At 40.1% G+C, this 21,029-nt stretch carries 19 protein-coding genes; 6 read left to right on the top strand and 13 right to left on the bottom strand.

Annotated elements, in window-relative coordinates; all coding sequences use genetic code 11:
* Positions 1-203: 203 nt before the first annotated feature.
* The 9 genes from ACT29I_RS23235 to porW all read right to left on the bottom strand — a co-directional run bounded on the left by ACT29I_RS23235 (position 204) and on the right by porW (position 10,100).
* Positions 204-1,205 (bottom strand): hypothetical protein, encoded by a 1,002-nt coding sequence (locus ACT29I_RS23235; protein ID WP_444794545.1) that lies wholly within the window; start codon positions 1,203-1,205, stop codon positions 204-206.
* A 159-nt stretch (positions 1,206-1,364) separates the two neighbouring features.
* Positions 1,365-2,417, bottom strand: a complete 1,053-nt coding sequence (locus tag ACT29I_RS23230; RefSeq protein ID WP_444794544.1) for a TlpA family protein disulfide reductase — start codon at positions 2,415-2,417, stop codon at positions 1,365-1,367.
* Between the two features lie 298 nt (positions 2,418-2,715).
* Positions 2,716-2,946 carry a tyrosine-type recombinase/integrase gene (locus ACT29I_RS23225; protein WP_444794546.1) on the bottom strand — a complete coding sequence of 77 codons (231 nt, stop codon included), beginning with the start codon at positions 2,944-2,946 and terminating at the stop codon, positions 2,716-2,718.
* Positions 2,947-3,314: 368 nt separating this feature from the next.
* Entirely contained in the window at positions 3,315-3,614 is a 300-nt protein-coding gene (locus ACT29I_RS23220; protein WP_430936342.1) for a type II toxin-antitoxin system RelE/ParE family toxin, read from the bottom strand.
* Complete coding sequence (locus ACT29I_RS23215) at positions 3,607-3,912, bottom strand: type II toxin-antitoxin system ParD family antitoxin (RefSeq protein ID WP_444794543.1); 306 nt, start codon at positions 3,910-3,912, stop codon at positions 3,607-3,609. The genes ACT29I_RS23220 and ACT29I_RS23215 overlap by 8 nt, the downstream gene beginning before the upstream one ends.
* A gap of 124 nt (positions 3,913-4,036) precedes the next feature.
* Positions 4,037-4,273 (bottom strand): hypothetical protein, encoded by a 237-nt coding sequence (locus tag ACT29I_RS23210; RefSeq protein WP_430936338.1) that lies wholly within the window; start codon positions 4,271-4,273, stop codon positions 4,037-4,039.
* A gap of 244 nt (positions 4,274-4,517) precedes the next feature.
* Positions 4,518-4,940, bottom strand: coding sequence for a tRNA (adenosine(37)-N6)-threonylcarbamoyltransferase complex ATPase subunit type 1 TsaE (gene tsaE / locus ACT29I_RS23205; RefSeq protein ID WP_430936336.1), 423 nt, complete (start codon positions 4,938-4,940; stop codon positions 4,518-4,520).
* Between the two features lie 80 nt (positions 4,941-5,020).
* A complete protein-coding gene (gene porX / locus ACT29I_RS23200; RefSeq protein WP_430936334.1) occupies positions 5,021-6,583 on the bottom strand; it encodes a T9SS response regulator signal transducer PorX in 1,563 nt (520 codons plus the stop codon).
* Positions 6,584-6,593: 10 nt separating this feature from the next.
* A complete protein-coding gene (porW, locus tag ACT29I_RS23195) occupies positions 6,594-10,100 on the bottom strand; it encodes a type IX secretion system periplasmic lipoprotein PorW/SprE (RefSeq protein ID WP_444794542.1) in 3,507 nt (1,168 codons plus the stop codon).
* 269 nt (positions 10,101-10,369) lie between these two features.
* Between porW and ACT29I_RS23190 the strand changes: the two genes are divergently transcribed.
* The gene (locus ACT29I_RS23190; protein ID WP_430936330.1) at positions 10,370-11,719 is read left to right on the top strand and encodes a sigma-54-dependent transcriptional regulator; all 1,350 of its coding nucleotides are present in this window, start codon (positions 10,370-10,372) and stop codon (positions 11,717-11,719) included.
* A gap of 35 nt (positions 11,720-11,754) precedes the next feature.
* On the opposite strand, the gene ACT29I_RS23185 is transcribed toward ACT29I_RS23190, so the two are convergent.
* The 4 genes from ACT29I_RS23185 to ACT29I_RS23170 all read right to left on the bottom strand — a co-directional run bounded on the left by ACT29I_RS23185 (position 11,755) and on the right by ACT29I_RS23170 (position 14,329).
* On the bottom strand, positions 11,755-11,991 hold the full coding sequence (locus ACT29I_RS23185; RefSeq protein ID WP_430936328.1) for a CDGSH iron-sulfur domain-containing protein: 237 nt from the start codon (positions 11,989-11,991) through the stop codon (positions 11,755-11,757).
* Between the two features lie 89 nt (positions 11,992-12,080).
* Positions 12,081-12,779: an HAD family hydrolase gene (locus ACT29I_RS23180; RefSeq protein ID WP_430936326.1), complete on the bottom strand. Its 699-nt coding sequence runs from the start codon at positions 12,777-12,779 to the stop codon at positions 12,081-12,083.
* A 195-nt stretch (positions 12,780-12,974) separates the two neighbouring features.
* Positions 12,975-13,217 (bottom strand): NifU family protein, encoded by a 243-nt coding sequence (locus tag ACT29I_RS23175; RefSeq protein WP_430936324.1) that lies wholly within the window; start codon positions 13,215-13,217, stop codon positions 12,975-12,977.
* Between the two features lie 2 nt (positions 13,218-13,219).
* Entirely contained in the window at positions 13,220-14,329 is a 1,110-nt protein-coding gene (locus ACT29I_RS23170; protein WP_444794541.1) for an Mrp/NBP35 family ATP-binding protein, read from the bottom strand.
* 570 nt (positions 14,330-14,899) lie between these two features.
* Between ACT29I_RS23170 and ACT29I_RS23165 the strand changes: the two genes are divergently transcribed.
* The 5 genes from ACT29I_RS23165 to ACT29I_RS23145 are packed head-to-tail and all read left to right on the top strand — an operon-like array spanning position 14,900 to position 21,020.
* The gene (locus tag ACT29I_RS23165) at positions 14,900-15,607 is read left to right on the top strand and encodes an ATP-binding protein (RefSeq protein ID WP_444794540.1); all 708 of its coding nucleotides are present in this window, start codon (positions 14,900-14,902) and stop codon (positions 15,605-15,607) included.
* Positions 15,607-16,824 (top strand): radical SAM/SPASM domain-containing protein, encoded by a 1,218-nt coding sequence (locus ACT29I_RS23160; RefSeq protein WP_444794539.1) that lies wholly within the window; start codon positions 15,607-15,609, stop codon positions 16,822-16,824. Before ACT29I_RS23165 ends, ACT29I_RS23160 begins: the two co-directional genes overlap by 1 nt.
* Positions 16,825-16,837: 13 nt before the next feature.
* Positions 16,838-18,397, top strand: coding sequence for a polyprenyl synthetase family protein (locus tag ACT29I_RS23155; RefSeq protein ID WP_444794538.1), 1,560 nt, complete (start codon positions 16,838-16,840; stop codon positions 18,395-18,397).
* A gap of 1 nt (position 18,398) precedes the next feature.
* The gene (locus ACT29I_RS23150) at positions 18,399-19,280 is read left to right on the top strand and encodes a prenyltransferase/squalene oxidase repeat-containing protein (RefSeq protein WP_444794537.1); all 882 of its coding nucleotides are present in this window, start codon (positions 18,399-18,401) and stop codon (positions 19,278-19,280) included.
* Positions 19,281-19,289: 9 nt separating this feature from the next.
* Positions 19,290-21,020 carry a prenyltransferase/squalene oxidase repeat-containing protein gene (locus ACT29I_RS23145; protein WP_444794536.1) on the top strand — a complete coding sequence of 577 codons (1,731 nt, stop codon included), beginning with the start codon at positions 19,290-19,292 and terminating at the stop codon, positions 21,018-21,020.
* Positions 21,021-21,029: the final 9 nt, after the last annotated feature.

The raw sequence follows: 21,029 nt of genomic DNA, 5'->3' as shown, positions 1-21,029 counted from the left end.
AACCTAAAAGAGCAATAAAAAATATAAATATTAGTATCAATAATTCCATAAACAGTTTTCTATAATAGGCCCTAACGTTACGCATATGAATAGTTGCCGATTTCGGACTAATTCCACTTCAAATTCCACCAAAGTATAAGCGGGAGAAAAAGCTCCCATAAACCACTAAACGGCAATTATTTATAATGCATTGTTAGCAGTTGTTATTGATTCTCATTATAATACTTAATTGTATCATATACCTCATATAAAGCTGAAAAATTTCTATACAAATCCCAAACTTGTCCATTTTTGATATGTTCACCGTGCAATACTTGATTTCGCTCTTCTTTAAACGTTCTGCGCAAGAAATCAAGTCTAGTTTTAAAATTCACACTAACATTTTCGTTGAGAAATTCTTTTTGTTTCAGATTTGTAAAAGTATAATTACCCGTTAAAAACATAAACTTATCTTGTGTTATCACAATATCTTCTTTCCATGGAATAGAACGAAGAAATGAATCTAACGAATTATACTCTTTATTTTGGATAGCTTCTTTAATTTCTTGTTTTATCATCAATCTTTCACCAAACTCTCTAACAATTCCTTCAATTGCAACCATTAATAATATTCCTGATCCTTTATGAATTTTTTTATTATAGCACAAAATAGATTGATTTATTGTATCAATTAATTCATTATTGATTCCAATCTTTTTGAAAAAAGGTAAAACATTTTTTTTTATTTCACTAACTTTTTTCGGTAGTTTCCTTTTTAAGTTTTTATCATCTATTTTTCCATGAGTTATATTAATAACATCTGATACCGATATATCCGATGCCCAAACAATATCCAGTAATATATTTCCATAATAAGAATTTACAAGGAATATGAATTCATCATCATCAAAGGTTAAATCTGTTAACGATTTGTCCGAATTATCACAATATTCTATAATAGATTCCTTATTTAACTTTGAAAAAAGAATCTCAATATATTTTGATAGGTTACTAACATTTCGTGTAGCTTTTTCTGTTTGCCAATGATTCAGTTTAACATTCTCAGTTTTTTCAACATGTTCAAGAATTGAATTCATGGCTCTATCAATGTTGTTTTTTAATGTCTTTTCCCGAATAGAATATCTTTTATAAACCTCATCAGTTTGATTTTCACTAAACAAGGTAACCTTCATCCTTTTGCTAACATCTTCAATTGTTGGTTCCATGTAGTTGTTTTTTTATAATAACTGCTAACGTTTAGTATAAATGCAGTGCGGGATTTCTTGCATTTCGTTTCAAATTTTCACCGCTACAGATTAAATATTAACACGCTCAAATTCCGCACTTTACCCGCATTGAATTTATACAGTGTTAGGGCACGTATTTTATAATTTAGCTTTAATTCCTTGTAAAGTTTCTTTTTTTACAACAATGTTACCTTTTTCATCTATCAAATAATTCGCAGGAATTGCTTTTATATGATAATCCTGACAAATTCTACCTTTTGCTCCATTAAAATCACAGAAGTTTATCATATCAATTATCCCTAATCGTTCCATACCTGAAATCCATCTACTTTTGTCTGTATCAAGTGAGATATTAACAATAACTAAACCATTGTCTTCTTTTGCCAATTCTTTAAGCGCAGGTATCTCCTTAACACATGGAGCACATGTGGAAGACCAGAAGTGCAATAAAACTTTTTTACCAATTAAACTGTCTAATGAATAATTTATCCCATTAAAATCCTGAAATGAAAATTTAGGTGCTGGAGTCTGAATATCAAATCCAGCCTCTTTTTTAATCTTTTGTCCGATAAAACTTAGTTTAATATCAGGTTCTAAATAGGAATAAAACAACTGTATTTTATCGAGTTGAATTAGATTGTTATTCATTAAAAAATCAATAATGGAAGCAGATACGTATAAATCTTTGTCTTCTATTATTAACTTTTCAGAAGTACTAATAAAACTTTCATACAGTCCTTTTCTTGCCTCAATATCTAATTCTGGCTTAATTACATTGTTACTGAATTGAATCCACAAATCATGAAATTTATAAAATTCTTCATTCTTATTTGGGTCTGACAAAAACAAAGGCCTGTTAGGATAACAATCATTATAATTCTGAGTATTACAAATAATCGGTATTAAATCATTGAATTTTATTTGTGTCTCTTGATTTGACAGTATTAAAAAAAATGGCCTTGAAAAATCATTAATGTCTTTAAATACTAAATAAAATAAAGTTGGACTTTCTAAGCTTAACGAATTGATGAAAAAGCCACTACCCGAAGACATTATTGTATCAATCTTTTGCGTTACAGTATTGTAAAGGTATGCTTCTCCTGAATAATCACTTTCAATTGTAAGTACTGCTGATTCAGATTTACACCCAAATATGGTTATGAATCCCAAAATGTAAAAAATGTTTCTCATGTTTAATCAATTTAATTGCTTGGTATGGTCTCTGTATATGTGCCCTAACTTGGATATAGAGACCGTAATGACTTTATTATTTCGATTATGGTTTCTATACCACATATATAATCAGTTATTTTAATCGTTTAAAAACGTTTTCTTAATCGTGTAAAAAACGTTTACTTAATCGTTTAAATACGTTTACTTAATCCTTTAAAGCTACTAAAAACCATATGACCTAAATTTTACCGACCTGCTTGCGAATATTGTAATCATAATAGTCTTTTTTACATAACCAAATATAAACAGAATCATTTTATATATCTAAATTATCGATAGGGCTTTTTATATTTTCAAGCTTTTTCATAACAACATGAGAATATATTTCTGTCGTTTTTAAAGAGTGATGTCCCATTAGTTCCTGAATAATCTTAATATCCACCCCGTTTTCTATTAAATGCGAAGCAAACGAATGCCGTAAGCTATGTGTGGTCACTCTTCTTTGTATACCGGTTTTTCGCTTCGCTTTTTCAAATATCTTTTGTATACTTCCTACCGGGTATCGCTCACCTGTCCAAAATTTAGTGAAAGTACTCAGGTCTAAATTATTGTAACAAAAAGAACCCCATTAAAAAACTTCATTTTCTTGAGGTTTAGCATCGTAGTGCCTAAAGTGTAGTATTTTCGGACCAAAACATACATTATCAGTAAAACCAACGGCTAAAAGCTGGTGTAAAAGTAAAAACAAACGTAGTGTCGCGTATTCAAAAGCTATAAAATAACGCAAAAAACCTATTAAAATACCTGGCAGGTATTAAAGCTGGGTTGTAGTTCAACCTGGAATAATCGCTGGGCTCCCGTCTTTCGGGACAGGCATTGCAGACTGCTCATATTCCTATTTATTGGGTGTAGGTTTTATTCGGTTATTCTATTTTTCAAGTCCATTCGTTCGTGTAAAATCCTCGTTATTTCAATCGGTCTATTCAAGGATTTCCGATAAAATATTATATGTCGATTTGTCTTAAGTTCGAAAAGGTCGAATGTTATTCCAGTATAATTTTTACCTAAATCTGGATTATCGGCAATATCTTGGAAACTTTTAAGAAGCATTTCATAATATCGGTTTGCTTGCAATTCAGACCATTTATCGAATGTATAGTCCCAAATTCGGCTCAAGTCCTCAACTGCTTTGTTTGTCAGTTTATACTCAGCCATTTATTTTCTTTTTGGCTCTTAATTCTTGAAGGTGTTTTTCTGGGTCAAAGTCGTGAGCAATTCCACTATCAATTCCCTCTTGAATTGCATTTCTTAAAGCAATCACCTTACTTTCTTCATTTTCTAAAAGTCGAAGTCCTGCTCGAATCACTTCACTAACATTTTTGTATCGACCAGTTGATACTTGAGTTTGAACAAATTGGTCGAAATAATTACCGAGTGAAACGGATGTATTTTTCATTTCTTTAGTTTTTTCAAATTTACCAATTATTGGTAAAATGTCAAATTTTACTTCCATTGACAAATCACATATAATCCCAGTATTGAATGCTAAAACTTAAAATTGAAGCTAATAGTCGGCATCTAAAAGCCCATAATTAATGTAATTAAAGCAGAAATTGCTACCCCAATCCCAATAATAATTATAGCGCTAGTTTCACCGATTCGGCCAACGAAGTTGTAGGTCTACCAATTAGCTTAGAAAGCTCCCCGGATTTGTTGAACAAGTCGCCTTTTGAAGCACTAACATCCCAGTTTGCAATTGCACTGGCGAATGGTGTTGGGATATTAAAACTTTCCAAGATTTTGGCGTATTCTTCCTCCTGCAAATTCCGATATGGTAAATCTTTACCGCTTTGTTTCGATATCTCTGCTGCCAAATCACTAAGGGTATAAGCAGTATCTCCGGCTAACTCAAATACTTTCCCTTTGTAATTTTCACCTGTTAAACCCGGATTATGTATTAGAACTTCGTCATGAACATTGAAAGTGCAATCTTACTAGGTTTTCATCGTTCTGGTGAGTTGAAGTGATGCAACGAAGTGTCTTGTTTTAAAGTAATTTCAATGTGTAATAGAATTACTAATGCATATTGCGGGTTTAATACCTACAGCTTACTTATGTTTAAAACGGTATTACCTCTATCTCCCTGCTGTTATCATCCAATACAGTCACCTTTACGTCATATCTTTTTTCGGGGAGTAAGGAAGCAATCTTCTCGGGCCATTCCACAAAGCAGTAGCTATCGGAGTAAAAATAATCCTCATAGCCTAAATCAAAGGCTTCTTCTTCTTCCTTTAAACGGTAAAAATCGAAATGGTAGATAGAATCATCGGACTGGGTATTGTACTCGTTAACGATGGCAAAGGAAGGACTGTTGACCACATCCACCACTTTTAACTTTTCGCATAGTGCCTGGATAAAAGTAGTTTTACCCGCCCCCATGGAACCATAAAAACAAAAAACGGCCGGCTCCGGGTAGGCTTTTAAAAAGGCCTCTGCTACCTGGTTTATCTTATTAATTGAAGGAATTAAAAATTTATTCATCGGTAATTCATTTAAATCATGACTCCAAATAAAATAATTCATTGCTCGTCATGGTCGCACATTTTCTCCTTTTGCACGGGTTATTCTTTCGGGGTTAACACTACATACGGAATCAGCATTTCCTCCATGGATATTCCCCCATGCTGGAAGGTATCTTTATAGTAACTCACATAATGGTTATAATTGTTGGGATAGGCTAAAAAATCTTCGTTGGTTGCAAATATATAACTTGTTGACACATTAACCTTGGGCAAAAGTATTTCTTCGGGCTTAACCACCTCAAAAACTTCCTTTGCCTTATAATTAAGATTTCTCCCTTGTTTGTAGCGCAGGTTCGTGGTTGTGTTTCGGTCGCCCACCACTTTAATTGCATTTTTAACACGAATGGTGCCATGGTCGGTGGTGATGATCACCTTAACGTTTTCATGCTCTAGCTTGTCGAGCAACTCTTTCATTACCGAATGCAGAAACCACGACTTACTAAGCGACCGATAGGCCGATTCGTCGTAAGCCAATTCCTTGATCATCTTACTCTCGGTACGGGCATGCGACAACATATCCACGAAATTAAACACAACCACGGATAAGTCGTCCTTTAATAAATCGGAATAATTATCGATGAGCTGCTTACCTGAATCTATGTTGTGTACCTTTTGATAGGAATAATTGATCTTTTTGCGGAAGCGTTCAAAGAAAGTACCAATCAGCTGTTCCTCGAATTGGTTTTTACTGCCCTCCTCGTGCTCGTCGAGCCAATACTGCGGATACATTGTTTTAATTTGTGCTGGCATTAATCCCGAGAACAAACTGTTACGGGCATATTGGGTGGCTGTTGGCAGAATACTACTGTATATTTCCTCCTTTTCCGAACGGAACGTTTTCAGCACCTCCTGCTTGAGCATAAGCCATTGGTCGAACCTAAAATTATCGATCACCAACATCATTACTTTATTACCCTCTTCCAGCAGTGGTAGGGTAATTTCTTTCATAAAGTGGTGCGACATCAACGGGGATTCACCGTCGGCATCACTTATCCAATCGACATAGTTCCGTTTCACAAACTTAGTGAAAGCATGGTTGGCTTCCGTCTTTTGCATTTTCAGTACCTCATCCATCTCGCCTTTGGTTTCCTCCAGCTCAATTTCCCAGTACACCAGCTGTTTGTACACCTCAGCCCAGTCATCAAAACTATAGGAATCGTTTATCTTCAGCCCTATCTTTCCAAACTCTGTTTGATAGCTGCTGGTTGTTTTTTCAGCCACCAACCGTCGCTGGTCGACATGTTTTTTTATAGTCAGCAATATTTGCGTGGGGTTGACCGGCTTTATCAGGTAATCGGAGATCTTACTGCCGATGGCCTGGTCCATGATGTCCTCCTCCTCGCTTTTGGTAATCATCACAATGGGCACTTCCGGCATCATGTTCTTTAATTTGCCAAGTACCTCCAGGCCGCTTAGTCCCGGCATGTTCTCATCCAGAAAAATCAAATCGAAATGCTCCTCCTCTACCCAAACCAACGCATCCTGACCATTAGTGGCTGTTTTAACGGCAAAACCTTTCTCTTGCAAATATAGTATATGGGCCTTTAATAAATCTATCTCATCATCAACCCATAAAATATTTACTTTTCTTGCATCCACCATTGTTATTATTTTAGTATTTCGATTTATAAAACTGCTGATATAATTCAAAGGATTCTTCGTTGCTCAACCTTGAGAAATTATTATCGCTAATAGCCCACAAATAATGTTTGGCACGAGATATCTCCCGCATTAAAAAGCTATTCAATTTCACTTTATTTAAATAAGCTTTTGCTTCATCGGCATTTGCAAACCCTTTGATCACCATGAAATAGTAATCCGTTCCCATTGCATTGTGTTCCACCTCATATTTCGTTCCATAATTACTTTTGGTATAATTTTTAAACACGGTTCCGATGCGCTCTGTATTAATATGTCCTTTTTTAAACAATATTAGGGCACGATGTGCTCCTTCCTCATATTTAAACGGCGAGCCTGGCTTTTCAATGATCGGTTCTGTTTCGGATGCAACTTCAGTTACCGGTTCGGCCAGCTCCGAAAGCTCCTGGGTCACTGACTTTTCTTTAGCAACCGTTGATGGTGTCTGGCTTGCAGCCATCTCCTTTTGATTTGCGGCTTTGGGTGCTTGCTTTTTTTCTAAAACTATGGTTTCGGGTTTCGCTTCTGAAATCAAAGGTGCTGCCTTTTTTGTTTCTTCACTTTCTTTTGCCGCCCCTGGCTGCTGCGTTACTTGCGCCTTCCGTTCCGGCAACAATTGCTCTTCTTGAATCCTTTTTTCTTCCTGTTTTTTCAACTTTTCAGCTTCCAACGCATCTCTTGCTGCCTGCCTGCGTTCTTCCTCCAGGTTTTTAAAAGCTTCGGCCGATAAGTAATTCTCGGCAAAAAAGTCATCGTAACCGTCCACATCACCCGATGAAAGCAGGTATTCCTGATTTTTACCGTGAATAACATATAACTTTTGGTACTCTAAATCATCCACTTCAAATATTTCGGAACGTTCGCGTAACGAATAGAAATAATCGAGCGCTTCCAGGCGGTTATTAAATCCCGACACCGAAAAAACAGGGGTTCCATCGGGCAGTTGGGTTTTCCCCATTTCATAATCGTTGAGCAAGAATTTGGAGAAGTTATAATCGGCAATATTAAATTTAAGCCGGTTGATATCGGCTTCCGGATTCACCAGCAATATCAAACTATGTTGCGACTTATGATCGATGGTATAGGAAGTGGCAACTTGCTCCCGAACTTGCGTGTTGCCCAAATCCTGTTGTTCCCTGGTAAATTCCTCGGTCCTTTTGGCCATTAGATTCGTAGTTACAGCCCCCTGAACCGGCATCCTTCCCTCATGATATAAGGCCAGCATTTCAACGGCCAACGGAGCAACTTCGCTGCTGGCATAAACCTCTTTAATCTCCTCTAATTCATTTACAAAACGATCTTCAATGCCCATTTTTGCGTAAGAAAGAGCCGCCAGTAACTTAAACTTTGGAATCAAAACATTTTCTTCATCTATATGATGCGCTTCCCTAACATTTGTCACCGGAACTTCAAATTCGTTGAACAGATAGCTGGTATATGTTTGTTGATAAAGCGCTTCCATTTTTCTGTTTCTGGCATGCTTCTTCTCAAAGTATTCAGGATCGTTCAAGTATGCCGTAAATTCCCCATCAGGAAACTTATCCATCAATATATCTTTGATCCCGGCCATTTTTTGGCTGTCGCCTTGTTTCTCGAAACACAGGTACAAATTCATGTACACATCCTCGATAAAATCGCCGTCCGGATACCTTTTGGCGTACTCGGCAAAAGCATCTATGGCATATGGTATGTTTTCAAGTTCATCCTTATAAATCAGCCCCTGGTTCAGCAATCCGCTCTGAATTCTTTTATTTGAAGCCAGCCACAATTCCGGCGTGGATGGTATATCCTTTAGGTACGAATCTCTTACCATAGGATTATTTTCCTTTTCTTTGGCCATCACAGCCAGCACGGCTTCGTTACCTCCAACCGAATCTTTCGGTACACCTTCCGGTTCTCCAAACATATCTTCAGGGTCTCCCATATCCATAGGTTCTTCAACTACGGCTTGCTTGTTGCTTCTGCGCCAATTATCCTCCAGCTTTCTCCGGCCCCAAAGCTTTTCGAACTCTAATTTACCCATACCCATCGAGGTTTGGTTGTAGAAATACCATTTACCGCCTTGCGATTGTGTACCGGTATAAGACTGACTCATCATTGGATCGTAGAACACATCTCCGTTTGTGCCCTTCTCCTGCTGCTTTTTCAGCGCCTCTTGTCTCTTTTTCACGTCCTCGATAATTCCATCAATTAAGGCCAAACGTTGTTGTTCCGGCATGGCGGCCACTTTTAAGAGACTATCTTCGCGTTCAACCATATTGATATTGGCTACCAGGTCAGTTAAGCTTTCGTGCCTGGCCTCAATAACTTGGAGCCCGGGAAAATTTTCGTTCAGATTAACGATGGCCGTATCCAAATAGTAGTAAGCAGGTTTATATTCAGGCCTATCGTAGTAAATCTCCGATAATTCAAAGAAAGACATCCCTTTTTGGTGGTTATTGTCGATACTTTTTTCAATGGAAAGCAAGAAATTTTCCATAGCAAGTTCTTCATGCGCCTCTGCTTTGTAGGCCATGGCCAAAGCATAATAAATCTGGTCTTCGTAATCGGAATTACGTTTATCCCTTAAAAGTCGTTTAATTTCTTTTTTAACCGCTTCCAGTCCGCCTTCTTCGAATAACATACCGGCACGGTTTACTTTGGCGTTAAAGGCCATTTCGTATGGCGGGTTAGATTTGATAACCGCTTCGTATGCCTGGCTAGCCTGGGTATATTGTTTTTGTTTTTGATACAACTGGGCCAAAATAAAATTGAACCTTCTTCGGTAATATTTCGACCCGGCTCCGTTGACCGCTTCCTTCATAAAAGGAATAGCTTCGGCATACCTGCCTTGCCGCATATAAAAATCGGCGTAAGTTGCTGCGTACAGGCCAAAAAGTCCGGCAGGAGCTTTCCCTTCCATGTCATAGTTTTCGAGCTGTATTTTAGCCTGGGCAAAATCGCCTAATTCGATGGCCGCTCGTGCGTTCCAAATTTCGGCCTCGTACCATTCCGGGCCTTCCTGAAACTCCCTAAATATATAAGCAAAACTTTGCTGGGCCACATAATATTCGCGTTTATAAAAATGTGATTTGCCAATTAAAAGGTAAGCATTGTCTACCCATTTGTTAAACTCATTCTGGCTTAGGAACTTTTTATATTTTATGGATTGATCATCGCGCCTGTTTTCAGGTTTTTTACGAATGGAATGAACTTTTATCAACTTAGCGCCCTTTTCAATTGCCCTATCCATTTGGCTACCGGCAACCGATTCGGCGCCCGGTTTAGATTCGGGAAAAACCGCCAGCATTTGTGTATAATCATCCACATTACTTGCCTCGATAGCTTTTACCCCTTCCTTAAAGCTCTCTCTTCCGTTAAAATACACGTTGTAATGTGCCGTCAAGTTATGATAGCCTCTACTTAAACTAGTGTTTTTTTTAGTTGAGCACCCCCATAAAAAAGTTATCAGTAGCAGGAAATATATTATTTTTAACCTCATTTATCCTAATTAATTATCAATGGTCAAATTTTAACAGGTCGTTATCCAAATAAACTATTGAAATCACCCATGTTACGGGCAAATATCCATCACAATTAAAACTGCCTTTACTCAAAAATATTATATCTAAATTTTAAATAACCATCTTTGCAAAAACAATTTTATATATTGTGGCCTATTTTTTTGCGTTTCCAAGTTTTAACCAAGAATGATAGTTCCTAATTGTAAAGAACAAATATATTTGAATTATCACAAAAAGTTAGCTATTAATGAAAATTCATGTAGTTGAAGACGACCGGGTTTTTAATAAATTAATTGAACACTCTTTATCGCTGAATCCGGATTTCGAGATCGGTACCTTTTTTGATGGTGAATCTTTTTTTAAACATCTACCCGACAACCCCGATGTGGTTACGCTAGATCTGGGCCTGCCAGACTTTACCGGAAACGAGATTCTTAAGAAAATAAAAAAATACAACCCTGATATTGAAGTAATTGTCATCTCAGGCCAGGACAGCATAACAACGGCCGTCAGTTTACTAAAGGAAGGTGCATACGACTATATTACCAAAGACGAAAACATTAAAGACCGCCTGCTAAACAGTGTCAACAACATACGCAACAAAAAACAACTTCTGGAGGAAATTTCGCAATTAAAAAGTGAGATAGCCCATAAATATAATTTTGGCAATGCAATTATCGGTGACAGTCCGGCTATGAAAGAGGTATTCGCCTTACTTGAAAAAGCCGTAAAAGTACCGAATATCAATGTATCGGTATACGGGGACACGGGAACCGGGAAGGAGCTCATCGCCAAAACCATTCATTACAACTCCATACGCAAAGCCAAACCTTTTATTGCAGTAAATATGGGAGCCATCCCCCGCGACCTGATAGAAAGTGAACTTTTCGGACACGAAAAAGGGGCGTTTACGGGAGCCATCCTTACCAAAAAAGGAAAATTTGAGGAGGCAGAAGGCGGCACGATTTTTTTAGATGAGATTGGCGAAATGGACATCAACCTTCAGGTGAAACTGCTGAGAGTATTGCAGGAAAGGGAGATTACCCGCGTAGGTGGAAATGAAGTCATTAAGGTAAACACCCGCATTATTACCGCTACCAACAAGGATTTAATGGAAGAAGTTAAACTGGGTAATTTTAGGGAAGATTTATATTACCGTTTACTTGGATTGCCAATTCATCTCCCTCCGCTCAAAAACAGACAAAATGATATCATTACCTTGAGTCAGTTTTTCTTAAACAGTTTTTGCGACGACAACAAGCTGGAGCCTATGGCCTTTACTTCAAGGGCTAAAAAGAAACTGCTTGGCTATGCTTTCCCGGGAAATGTGCGCGAATTGAAGGCCATTATAGAACTTAGTGCTGTTATGGCCAGCAGCCAGCAAATTGACGAAGAAAATATCCTGTTTAACTCCAGCAATACAGAGCTGGATATTCTTGCAGAAGAAATGAGCTTAAAGGAATATACCGAAAGAATCATCAGGCACTATCTTCGCCAATACGACAATAACGTACTTAAGGTGGCCAAAAAGCTGGACATTGGCAAGTCTACCATTTATAATATGATAAAACGGGAAAAAGAGAGCGAGACGAAATAAAAAAAGCCACCAGCTTACCGCCAGCAGCTATTAGGTTACAAACCGTTATGCGTTCCGTCACACAAGGGCTTATTGCCCGTTCTCTTGCAACCGCATAAAAAATGCGCACCCGATCTTTCAGGCACATACTCTACCGGAGTGAATTCGCTTCCTTGATGCGACCCATCGCAAAATGGCTGATTGGCACTTTGGCCGCAAGCACACCAAAATACCGATACGCCTTCAGATAAATCAGCTTCGAATGGGCTTTTTTGAGCAATTTTGGGTTCCATAACAGTGGTTTTTACATTGATAAATCGTGTAGATTATCAAGTTACAATAAGTATGGCACAAAATCAAAAAGTGCCCATCAAACCTCAATTTACAATTTTAAGGCGTCCATCAGTTCTCCCACAGTTTCCAACTCAACAAATTGATGAATCTCCGTGTCATGCTCAGCATGTTCATGTTCCCAAGTGGTGTGAAACGGCACATGAACGGCCGAGCCCCCCAAATTCAGCACTGGAATAACATCCGATTTCAGGGAATTTCCCACCATCAAGAATTCTTCTGGCGCAATATCCAGGTGCGCCAACAGCTTTTTATAATTGGCTTCCTTTTTATCGCTCATTACCTCAATGTGATGAAAATGTTTTTCGAGATTAGATCGTCTTAGTTTTCGTTCCTGATCCAGAAGATCGCCTTTTGTGGCCACAATTAGCTTATATCCTTTTTCAGTCAGACTTATTAGTACCTGTTCTATTCCATCGATCAGAACAACCGGCTTGTTCAACAATTCTTTTCCCAGTTCAACAATGCGCATAATTGTTTCAACAGGTACTTTTCCGTCACTAAGTGTATCGGCCGTTTCAATTAATGATAAGATAAAACCTTTAATTCCATATCCGTAATTTTTCAGATTCTTCAATTCCGTTTTATACAACTCTTTTATCACCCCTTCTTCATCACAGAAATCTCGTAAAAGAATAGCAAAAACATGTTCCGTCTCCCTGAAATAAGTTTCGTTAACCCAAAGGGTATCATCCGCATCAAAACCTATGTATTTAAATTTTTTATCCATAACATTAGATCATTGGTAAAGGGGTAATAATCAGCGTTTGATCCTGAAATTATCAAAATCTACTGTTTTTTTATATTTTGGAAAATCCACGTCATGAAACCAAATTAAAATTATTTTTTTCGGGACAGTCAAGTCCCGTAACAACAAAAGCCGACATCAAATATCGGCTTTTATCAAAACAAATGTAATCATTTACTATTCGTTAATGGCCAACACCTCCTTGACTTCGGGAACAGCTTTTTTCACCACCTGCTCAATACCGTTTTTCATAGTTTGATAACTCATCGGACAGCCTACACAAGCTCCCATCAATTTCACTTTCACAACTAAATCGTCCGATACTTCCAGCAATGAAATATCCCCTCCATCGGCCTTTAAGTAAGGTCTTATTTCTTCCAGGGCTTCTTCAATTATTTTAAAGTGATTGTTATTTTTCATGATCAACGGGTTTTTATTTCAACAATTTTTGTAGGAGGCAAATTGCTGTTTCTTTGCTTCATTGCATCCACAACTTTATGGGCTACTTCGGCAAACGCTGCACCTGTCACAGTATCTTCGTTCAAGGCTGCCGGTTCGCCTTCATCACCACCTTCGCGTATGCTCTGTACAATTGGGATTTGTCCCAACAAAGGCACTTCAAGTTCATCAGCCAATTTCTTCCCCCCCTCTTTACCAAATATATAGTATTTATTGTCGGGTAGCTCGGCTGGCGTAAACCAAGCCATGTTCTCCACCAAACCCAATATTGACACGTTTATGTTTTTACTCTTGAACATGCTTACTCCCTTAATGGCATCGGCCAAAGCCACATCCTGCGGAGTTGTAACGATTACCGCTCCGTTAATGGATAGTGTTTGAACCATGGTCAGGTGTATATCGCTGGTACCCGGAGGCAAATCGATCAGCAAATAATCCAATGCCCCCCAGCTTCCTTCCGTAATTAACTGCTTAATGGCGTTGGTAGCCATAGCCCCTCTCCAAATGGTAGCGTCTTTAGGATCTACGAAGTACCCGATGGAAAGCATCTTAACCCCATATTTCTCAACCGGGATAATTCGGTCCCTACCGTCTACTTTATCCAGCAGCGGACGGGCATCTTCCGTATGAAACATTTTGGGAATCGATGGCCCGAAAATATCTGCATCCAACAAGCCCACCGAATAACCGGCCTTAGCCAGAGCAACTGCCAGGTTAGAGGTTACCGTAGATTTTCCTACTCCCCCTTTTCCGGAAGCAATAGCGATTATATTTTTAACATCGGCCAATAACTTTACCGGCTCTGCCTTGGGTTTTGGCTTTATTTTTACGTAGATATTGCCCCTAATTTCGGCATCCTCGCCAACGTAGGTCTCGATGGCCTGAACACAAGCCTTCTTCAGCGAAGGTATCATCGGGTCGTTGGGCCTGTCAAAAAGCAAACTGAAGCTAATTTTTTTGCCGTCAATTTTAATGTCGTCTTCTACCATTTCCAACGAAACAATATCCTTTCCCTTTCCGGGATGACGAACGTGTTTAAGCGCATCTATTACGAGCTGAGGATAGAAACTCATCTGATATAATAATTTTAGTATAAATGATAAGGAATATTGCGTTTCGAAAATTAAAAAATCTAATTCATATATTTTACGCTATCCTTATTTAATTTGATTAAAAATAAAGACAAATATACAACACAAACTGTTAATATGCGCATATGCCCACAAAATATTAGCAGGAAATAGCCCATGGTGAGTAGAGAGAGATGAGCAACGTGTACAATACCAAACCACAAGTAACACATTTTCAATACACTGACCATAGTGACCAATTGCAGGACCTAAGATCCCAGATAAAAGATTAGAATCAAAGATTATAGTATGAATAATTGTACATAAAAAATTCGTGAAATTCGGAAAACAGCATTATGTCAGACCTATGCAACTTCCCATCTTTCTTGCTGCCATAAAAACAATACCCGATGGTGTAGGTACTTTTTGAAAAATATAATTTAATGATTTTCAGAGCTTTTTATCTTAATTAAATTTCGTTTTTGTTCATAATTTTTTCCTTTTTGGGCAGACTTGGCCCGATAACTTGGACTTTCATTGTATTTTAAATGTTTAAATCCAAATTTATAAGAGATGTACTCTAAGGATGTCACCATTTGCGCATGTACTTCGCGCACTTTTATGGATAAAAACAAAGTAGCCGAAATTGCTGCCACTTTAAAAGGCAATGGTTATCAGGTCAAAATAACAGAGGATCTGTGCCGCTTAGTTGCCGACAATCCCGATCAGACAAAAGACGCTGCCAAAGGCACCATTATCGCCTGCCACAGAAGAGTCGTAAACAACCAAATGAACTGGCTGGGGATTGCACCAGGCCCCATTGTTGAAGCCCGAAAAACCAGTTCCAATGATGTAATAGCCTTATTTGAAATCACAAAACAAAACACAGAGGAAGCTAAAGCAGAAATGCTAAAAGAAATAGAAGCGTTGCCCGTACATGAAGGTAAAGACGCCTGGTATCCGGTAATCGACAAATCGAAATGTACCGATTGTGGCAAATGCCACGATTTCTGCCTTTTTGGTGTTTATACTGTCATAAACAAACAGGTGAAGGTAACAAAGCCACACAACTGCAAAAACAATTGCCCGGCTTGCGCCCGTATGTGCCCGAGCCAGGCCATCATTTTCCCCAAGTACGAGAAATCCCCAATCAATGGCGGCACAGAAATAGAAGAAGTATTTTCGGAAGAAGATAAAGCAGCTATGTATCAAAAGCGCCTGCAATATCGCTTGCAGCAAAACCGGAATCGTTTTTCGATGCTTAAAAAAGACAATCAATAATGACACTTAGAGAATATACAGCCAATTTTAAAACAATGTTGCGGGTGCCTCTGGAAGTTTCACCACGCCTTGTATGGAAAATCCTGTACAACTTCGCCTGGCGCAACCTGAAGAACATGCGACAGTTTGAGAAACGACAGGCCAAGGGCGAACCTTTCTTCCCTGCATTCGTGATGATCTCAGTAACGGAGAGCTGCAATCTGGCATGCAGTGGCTGCTGGGTGTCGGTAGGAGGTAAAAAATCTCTCAGTAAGGCACAGTTGGACGGCATCATTACAGAAAGCAAGAAAAAAGGTTCTTTCTTTTTTGGCATTTTAGGTGGCGAGCCCTTGTTGTACAAGGGCCTTTTTGACATCATGGAAAAACATTCCGACTGTTATTTTCAGCTGTTTACCAATGGTATGCTCATAACAGATGAAGTGGCTATGCGAATGAAAAAACTGGGCAACATCACCCCGCTTATCAGCATTGAAGGACTGAAAGAGGAAAGCGAAAAACGCCGTGGAGGCGACGAGGTATATAACAAAACACTTAATGGAGTCAGAGCCTGTAAAAAGGCGAAGTTGATGTTTGGTGCGGCAGCTAGTATATGCAAGGGCAATTACAATGATTTGGTAAACCGTGAGTACATTGAACTGCTGGCTAAAGAAGGGGTTCATTATCTCTGGTATTACATCTACCGTCCCGTGGGTGCCAATCCTGACCCGGACAATGCACTAAGCGAAGATCAGATTCTGGAGTTACGCAAATTCATTGTGAAACAACGCCTGGATGCACCCCTTTTCCTCATCGACACCTATTGGGATGCCAAAGGGAATGCGCTCTGCCCGGCAGCAACCGGCATGAGTCACCATATTTCACCTGGTGGCGCTGTTGAATTCTGCCCGCCGTTGCAGATGGCCACTGATTACATCAACGAAGATGGCAGCAACCTGCAGGAATTATTTGAAGAATCAAAGTTCCTCGCTGATTTAAGAACCATGACTGCAGATGGTTCCAGGGGATGTATCCTCCTGGAAAACCCAAACAAGCTTGCCGAATTTTCTGAGCAATACCATGCCCAGGATTCATCTTCACGGCAAACAGTGCTGCAGGAATATCGAAACATGACACCGGTGGCCGGACACGATCAGAATGGCAGGGAAATACCGGAGGAGAATGTATTTTATAAAATCATGAAGAAGAAATACTTCTTCGGATTTGGCGCTTACGGTTAAAGAGCTTGATAGTATGGAAAAAACACAATTTAAATACGAGGTTCCGGGGACGAAGGAAGAACGCCTGATGTTACGAAATAACATCAGGTCTTTCATCAAAGAGCAAACCATCACCCCTCCTGTTTCGATGGATCTGCTTTCAGACATGGCCATGCAGCTGATTAATAAGCGAGCGCTGGATACAACCATTAAAGGCTGGTTGATGGTGGAACTTAACAATGCGGTGTGGTTTGATACTGTGGCCTCAATTCCGCACCATAAACGTATTCTGTTGCTACCTAAATGCCTGAGCAATTCATCATCCTGTAAAGCGGACATTGACGAGCTGGGTTTGTTATGCAATATGTGCAACCATTGCAACATACCTGATTTGCAAACCCGTGCCGAAGAATTGGGTATGATGAGCCTGGTGGCGGAGGGATTTACATCAGTAGTCGGCCTGGTGGAAGGTGGTGTGGTGGATGCGGTGATTGGCGTAAGTTGCCTTGATTCGCTGGAGAAAGCCTTTCCTCTATTGATTAACAATGCCGTGCCCGGACTAGCCATTCCGCTCAATGAAGACGGATGCAAGGATACGACAGTGGATGAAAACTATGTGTACCGGATCATGGGAATGAAATCGGAACAAACCGCCAACCTGCTGAACTACGACCTGCTGAAATCGACCATCAAAAATTGGTTTCAGCCCGAAAACCTAAGCAAAGTGCTCTCACCACTTGATGACCAAACATCCACCATAGCCAGACAATGGATGGGTGGTGACGGTAAACGCTGGCGTCCCTATTTATTAGCCGCCACCTACATGGCTATAAGCGGAAAGAACGAAATACCTGAAAAAGTGCAGCGCGCAGCCATTGCCATTGAGTGTTTTCATAAAGCATCACTGGTGCACGACGACATACAAGATGATGACTTAACACGCTATGGCAAGGAAACAGTCAATGCCAAGTATGGTGTACCGATCGCCATTAATGTGGGCGACATGTACCTGGGTGAAGGCTACCGACTGCTAGCCCAATGTGATCACATGAGATTAATAAAAGTGGCCTCCGATGCACACATTGCCTTGTGCAAAGGGCAGGGAATGGAACTCGAATGGAGCGAAAGCCCACAAGCATTGCACATGGATTATGTGTTGGATATCTTTAAACACAAGACGGTTCCTGCTTTTGAGGTTTCTTTATTGATAGGGTCACTATGTGCAAATGACCAAGAAGGAACCCGTCAAATTCTTAGCAAATATTCCAATGCCCTTGGTATTGCCTATCAGCTGAAAGATGACATTGAGGATTTTGAAACAGACAATCCGCTCAGCATAAGGCCATCAGCTGTACTGGCGGCAATCTGTGAGGCAAATACGGATGAATTATTTGTGCATTCGCTTTTGCACACTGAAGACCTTAAGGGATTCTTACAGTCGGAGGATCATGCCGGCATACTGGAAGGTGCACTTGTGCGGGTTCAGGATATGGTGGACAGCTACCACAAAGAAGCCCTGGACTTAATAAATCAAATCACAAATACAGAATTAAAACGCCTGTTATTCAGAGTAACCGGCCGGATATTAAAATAATATGCAATCCATTTCCGCAAACATACTGGACACACTGATAGTGGCGAAGGATCAACTCGGTGAAGAAGCCAAGGGGTACTTATCTACTTTTGTGCAATCCCAAATGCTGGAAGATCAATCGTTCATGAATAAAAATGGTGAGTCGGATTTGTATTATACCTCATTTGGCTGGATGATGAGCATGGTGTTGGGTATTCACCTCGATCACGATAAGATGAACGAATACCTCGCGGGCCGAAATGAAGACGAACTGGATTTAATTCATTATGCGGCCTACAAACGCTGCCGCTTAATCCATTCCCTGCGTAAAAACGGACGCGTTCTTACCTGGCTTAATTCATTGGGCAAACAATCTGTTAAAGCACTGGAAGAATTTAAGCATGTGCCACATGAGGATGCCCGAACACCATATACTCAATTTATCTGGTTATCCTTACTCGAAGATACCGGCAATAAGCTTGCTGACAAAACAAAAACAGAAGCCTGCCTTGAAAGATATCGTCATAAGGATGGCGGATACATGAATGTGGAAGGTGGCTCAACAGCCACCACCAATGCCACCACTGCGGCTTTATCGGTGCTGGGGCAGCTAAATGGCACTTCGCAGGATGACGCAATCCGGTTTCTGAAATCGATGCAGGAAGCCACGGGTGGATTTAAGGCAGTGCCATCCTCACCAGTTCCGGATTTGCTTTCAACGGCCACTGCATTATTTGCCTTGAAGTGCTACGAGGAAAAACCTAAATACGAGGCATTAGAATTTATTGAAGCCCATTGGAGCCAATCCGGTGGCTTCGTAGCCACTTTACTGGATCACAAAAGCGATGTGGAATACTGTTTTTATGGCTTGCTGGCCATAGGATCTGCATTATCAAAAAATTAAAACAAAAAGATGCAGGAAGAAAAGCTAAATATGATGATCGAATACGTTTCCGGAGAGTTGCTCAAAAAACGACCGGAAGATGGCAGTCTGTGGACCGGCTACCTGTCGTCGAGCGCTATTTCAACTTCTGTCGCTGTATTTGCCTTGCACATATCTGGTACTGAACGCCACCAGTCTCTTATTAAAAACGGTGTGGACTGGTTAAAAAAGACCATGCTTGATGACGGCTCATGGGGCGACAGTCCTGAAAGCCCATCGAACATGACTGCCACCCTGCTGACCTTTGCCACCCTGAGTGCGGTAGGTCAAACACCGGAAAAAACCAAAGCCTTCCTAAAGAATAAGTTCAATGGCATAAGTGATCAGGACATTATCACCGGGGTATTAAACTATTACGGAAAAGACCTAACATTCTCAGCACCTATTCTGGTGATGTGCGCGTTGGCCGGTGTGATCTCATCTTGGAAAAACATTCCGCAACTGCCTTTTGAATTGTCAGTTCTACCGCAGAAATTATTCAGGTTCCTGCGCTTGCCAGTAGTGAGTTACGCCATACCGGCTTTAATAGCGGTTGGTATTCTGCGCTATAAAAAAGGAAGTAGGAATCTGTTAAGGGAAAGGTTTATTTCTGGCGCCTTAAAAGTATTACTTAAACTCCAGCCGAAGCATGGCGGCTTTCTTGAGGCAGCACCGCTAACAGGTTTTGTGGCCATGTGTATGTGTGGTGCCGGCTATGGCGATCATGAGGCGGTAAGAAAAGGCATCGGCTTTCTGACCGACACCGTCCGTAAAGACGGCTCCTGGCCGATTGATACCAATCTGGCGGCCTGGGTTACCTCACTCAGTGTACGGGCAATTGGTGAGAACATCCCTGATCGTTTGAATCTGGCTAATAACATCAGGCAGAATGCCTTTAAATACCAACACCCCTTTACCGGTGCAAAAGAAGGCGGCTGGGGATGGACCAACCTGCCGGGTGCAGCACCGGATGCTGATGACACTTCTGGTGCGCTGGTCGCTCTTCACCAGTTAAGCAATGGTGAAATGAGCCTGGAAGTTAAAAAAGGACTGGAATGGATCCTCTCCCTACAAAATTCAGATGGCGGCATTCCGACTTTCTGTAAAGGCTGGGGTAAATTGCCTTTCGACCGGAGCAGTCCGGATATTACAGCCCATGCCCTATTAGCTTTTAGTTTGTGGCGAGTGCAGTTACCGAATGAGTTGCAAACGAAATGCGACAAAGGTGCCCGACGCATGTTGCTTTGGATGAAAAAGGAACAAAGCAATGAAGGGTGCTGGTATCCACTTTGGTTTGGTGATCAGGATGCAAAAGATGAACGCTCACCAGTATATGGCACAGCCTTATCTGTGGAATATTTGGCTGGTATCGATCATCCAATTGCCAAAGAAATAGTGGCCAAAGGTGCTGCTTACCTGTTGAAATGCCAAAATGCAGATGGTGGATGGGGAGGCGCAAAAGGTGTCAGTTCAAAAGTTACCCTGACAGCCAGAGCACTAAGTGCATTAAGTACATTGGATCAAATTGAGCAAAGCCTGCTGGATAAAGCCTTTGACTTTCTGTATTTAAAATATGAAACGAAAGAATTACTAAAGCCGGAACCAATCGGACTTTACTTTGCAAGGTTATGGTATTCGGAAGATATGTACAACATCACCTTTGCGCTAAACGCTTTAAATAATTACAAGAAAAAATTATCACGGACAAAAATAATAACTTAACAAACAAAA

It is taken from the genome of Saccharicrinis sp. GN24d3 (assembly GCF_052400645.1).
Classification (GTDB): domain Bacteria; phylum Bacteroidota; class Bacteroidia; order Bacteroidales; family Marinilabiliaceae; genus Saccharicrinis.
This window is presented reverse-complemented; position numbering and strand designations above follow the sequence as displayed.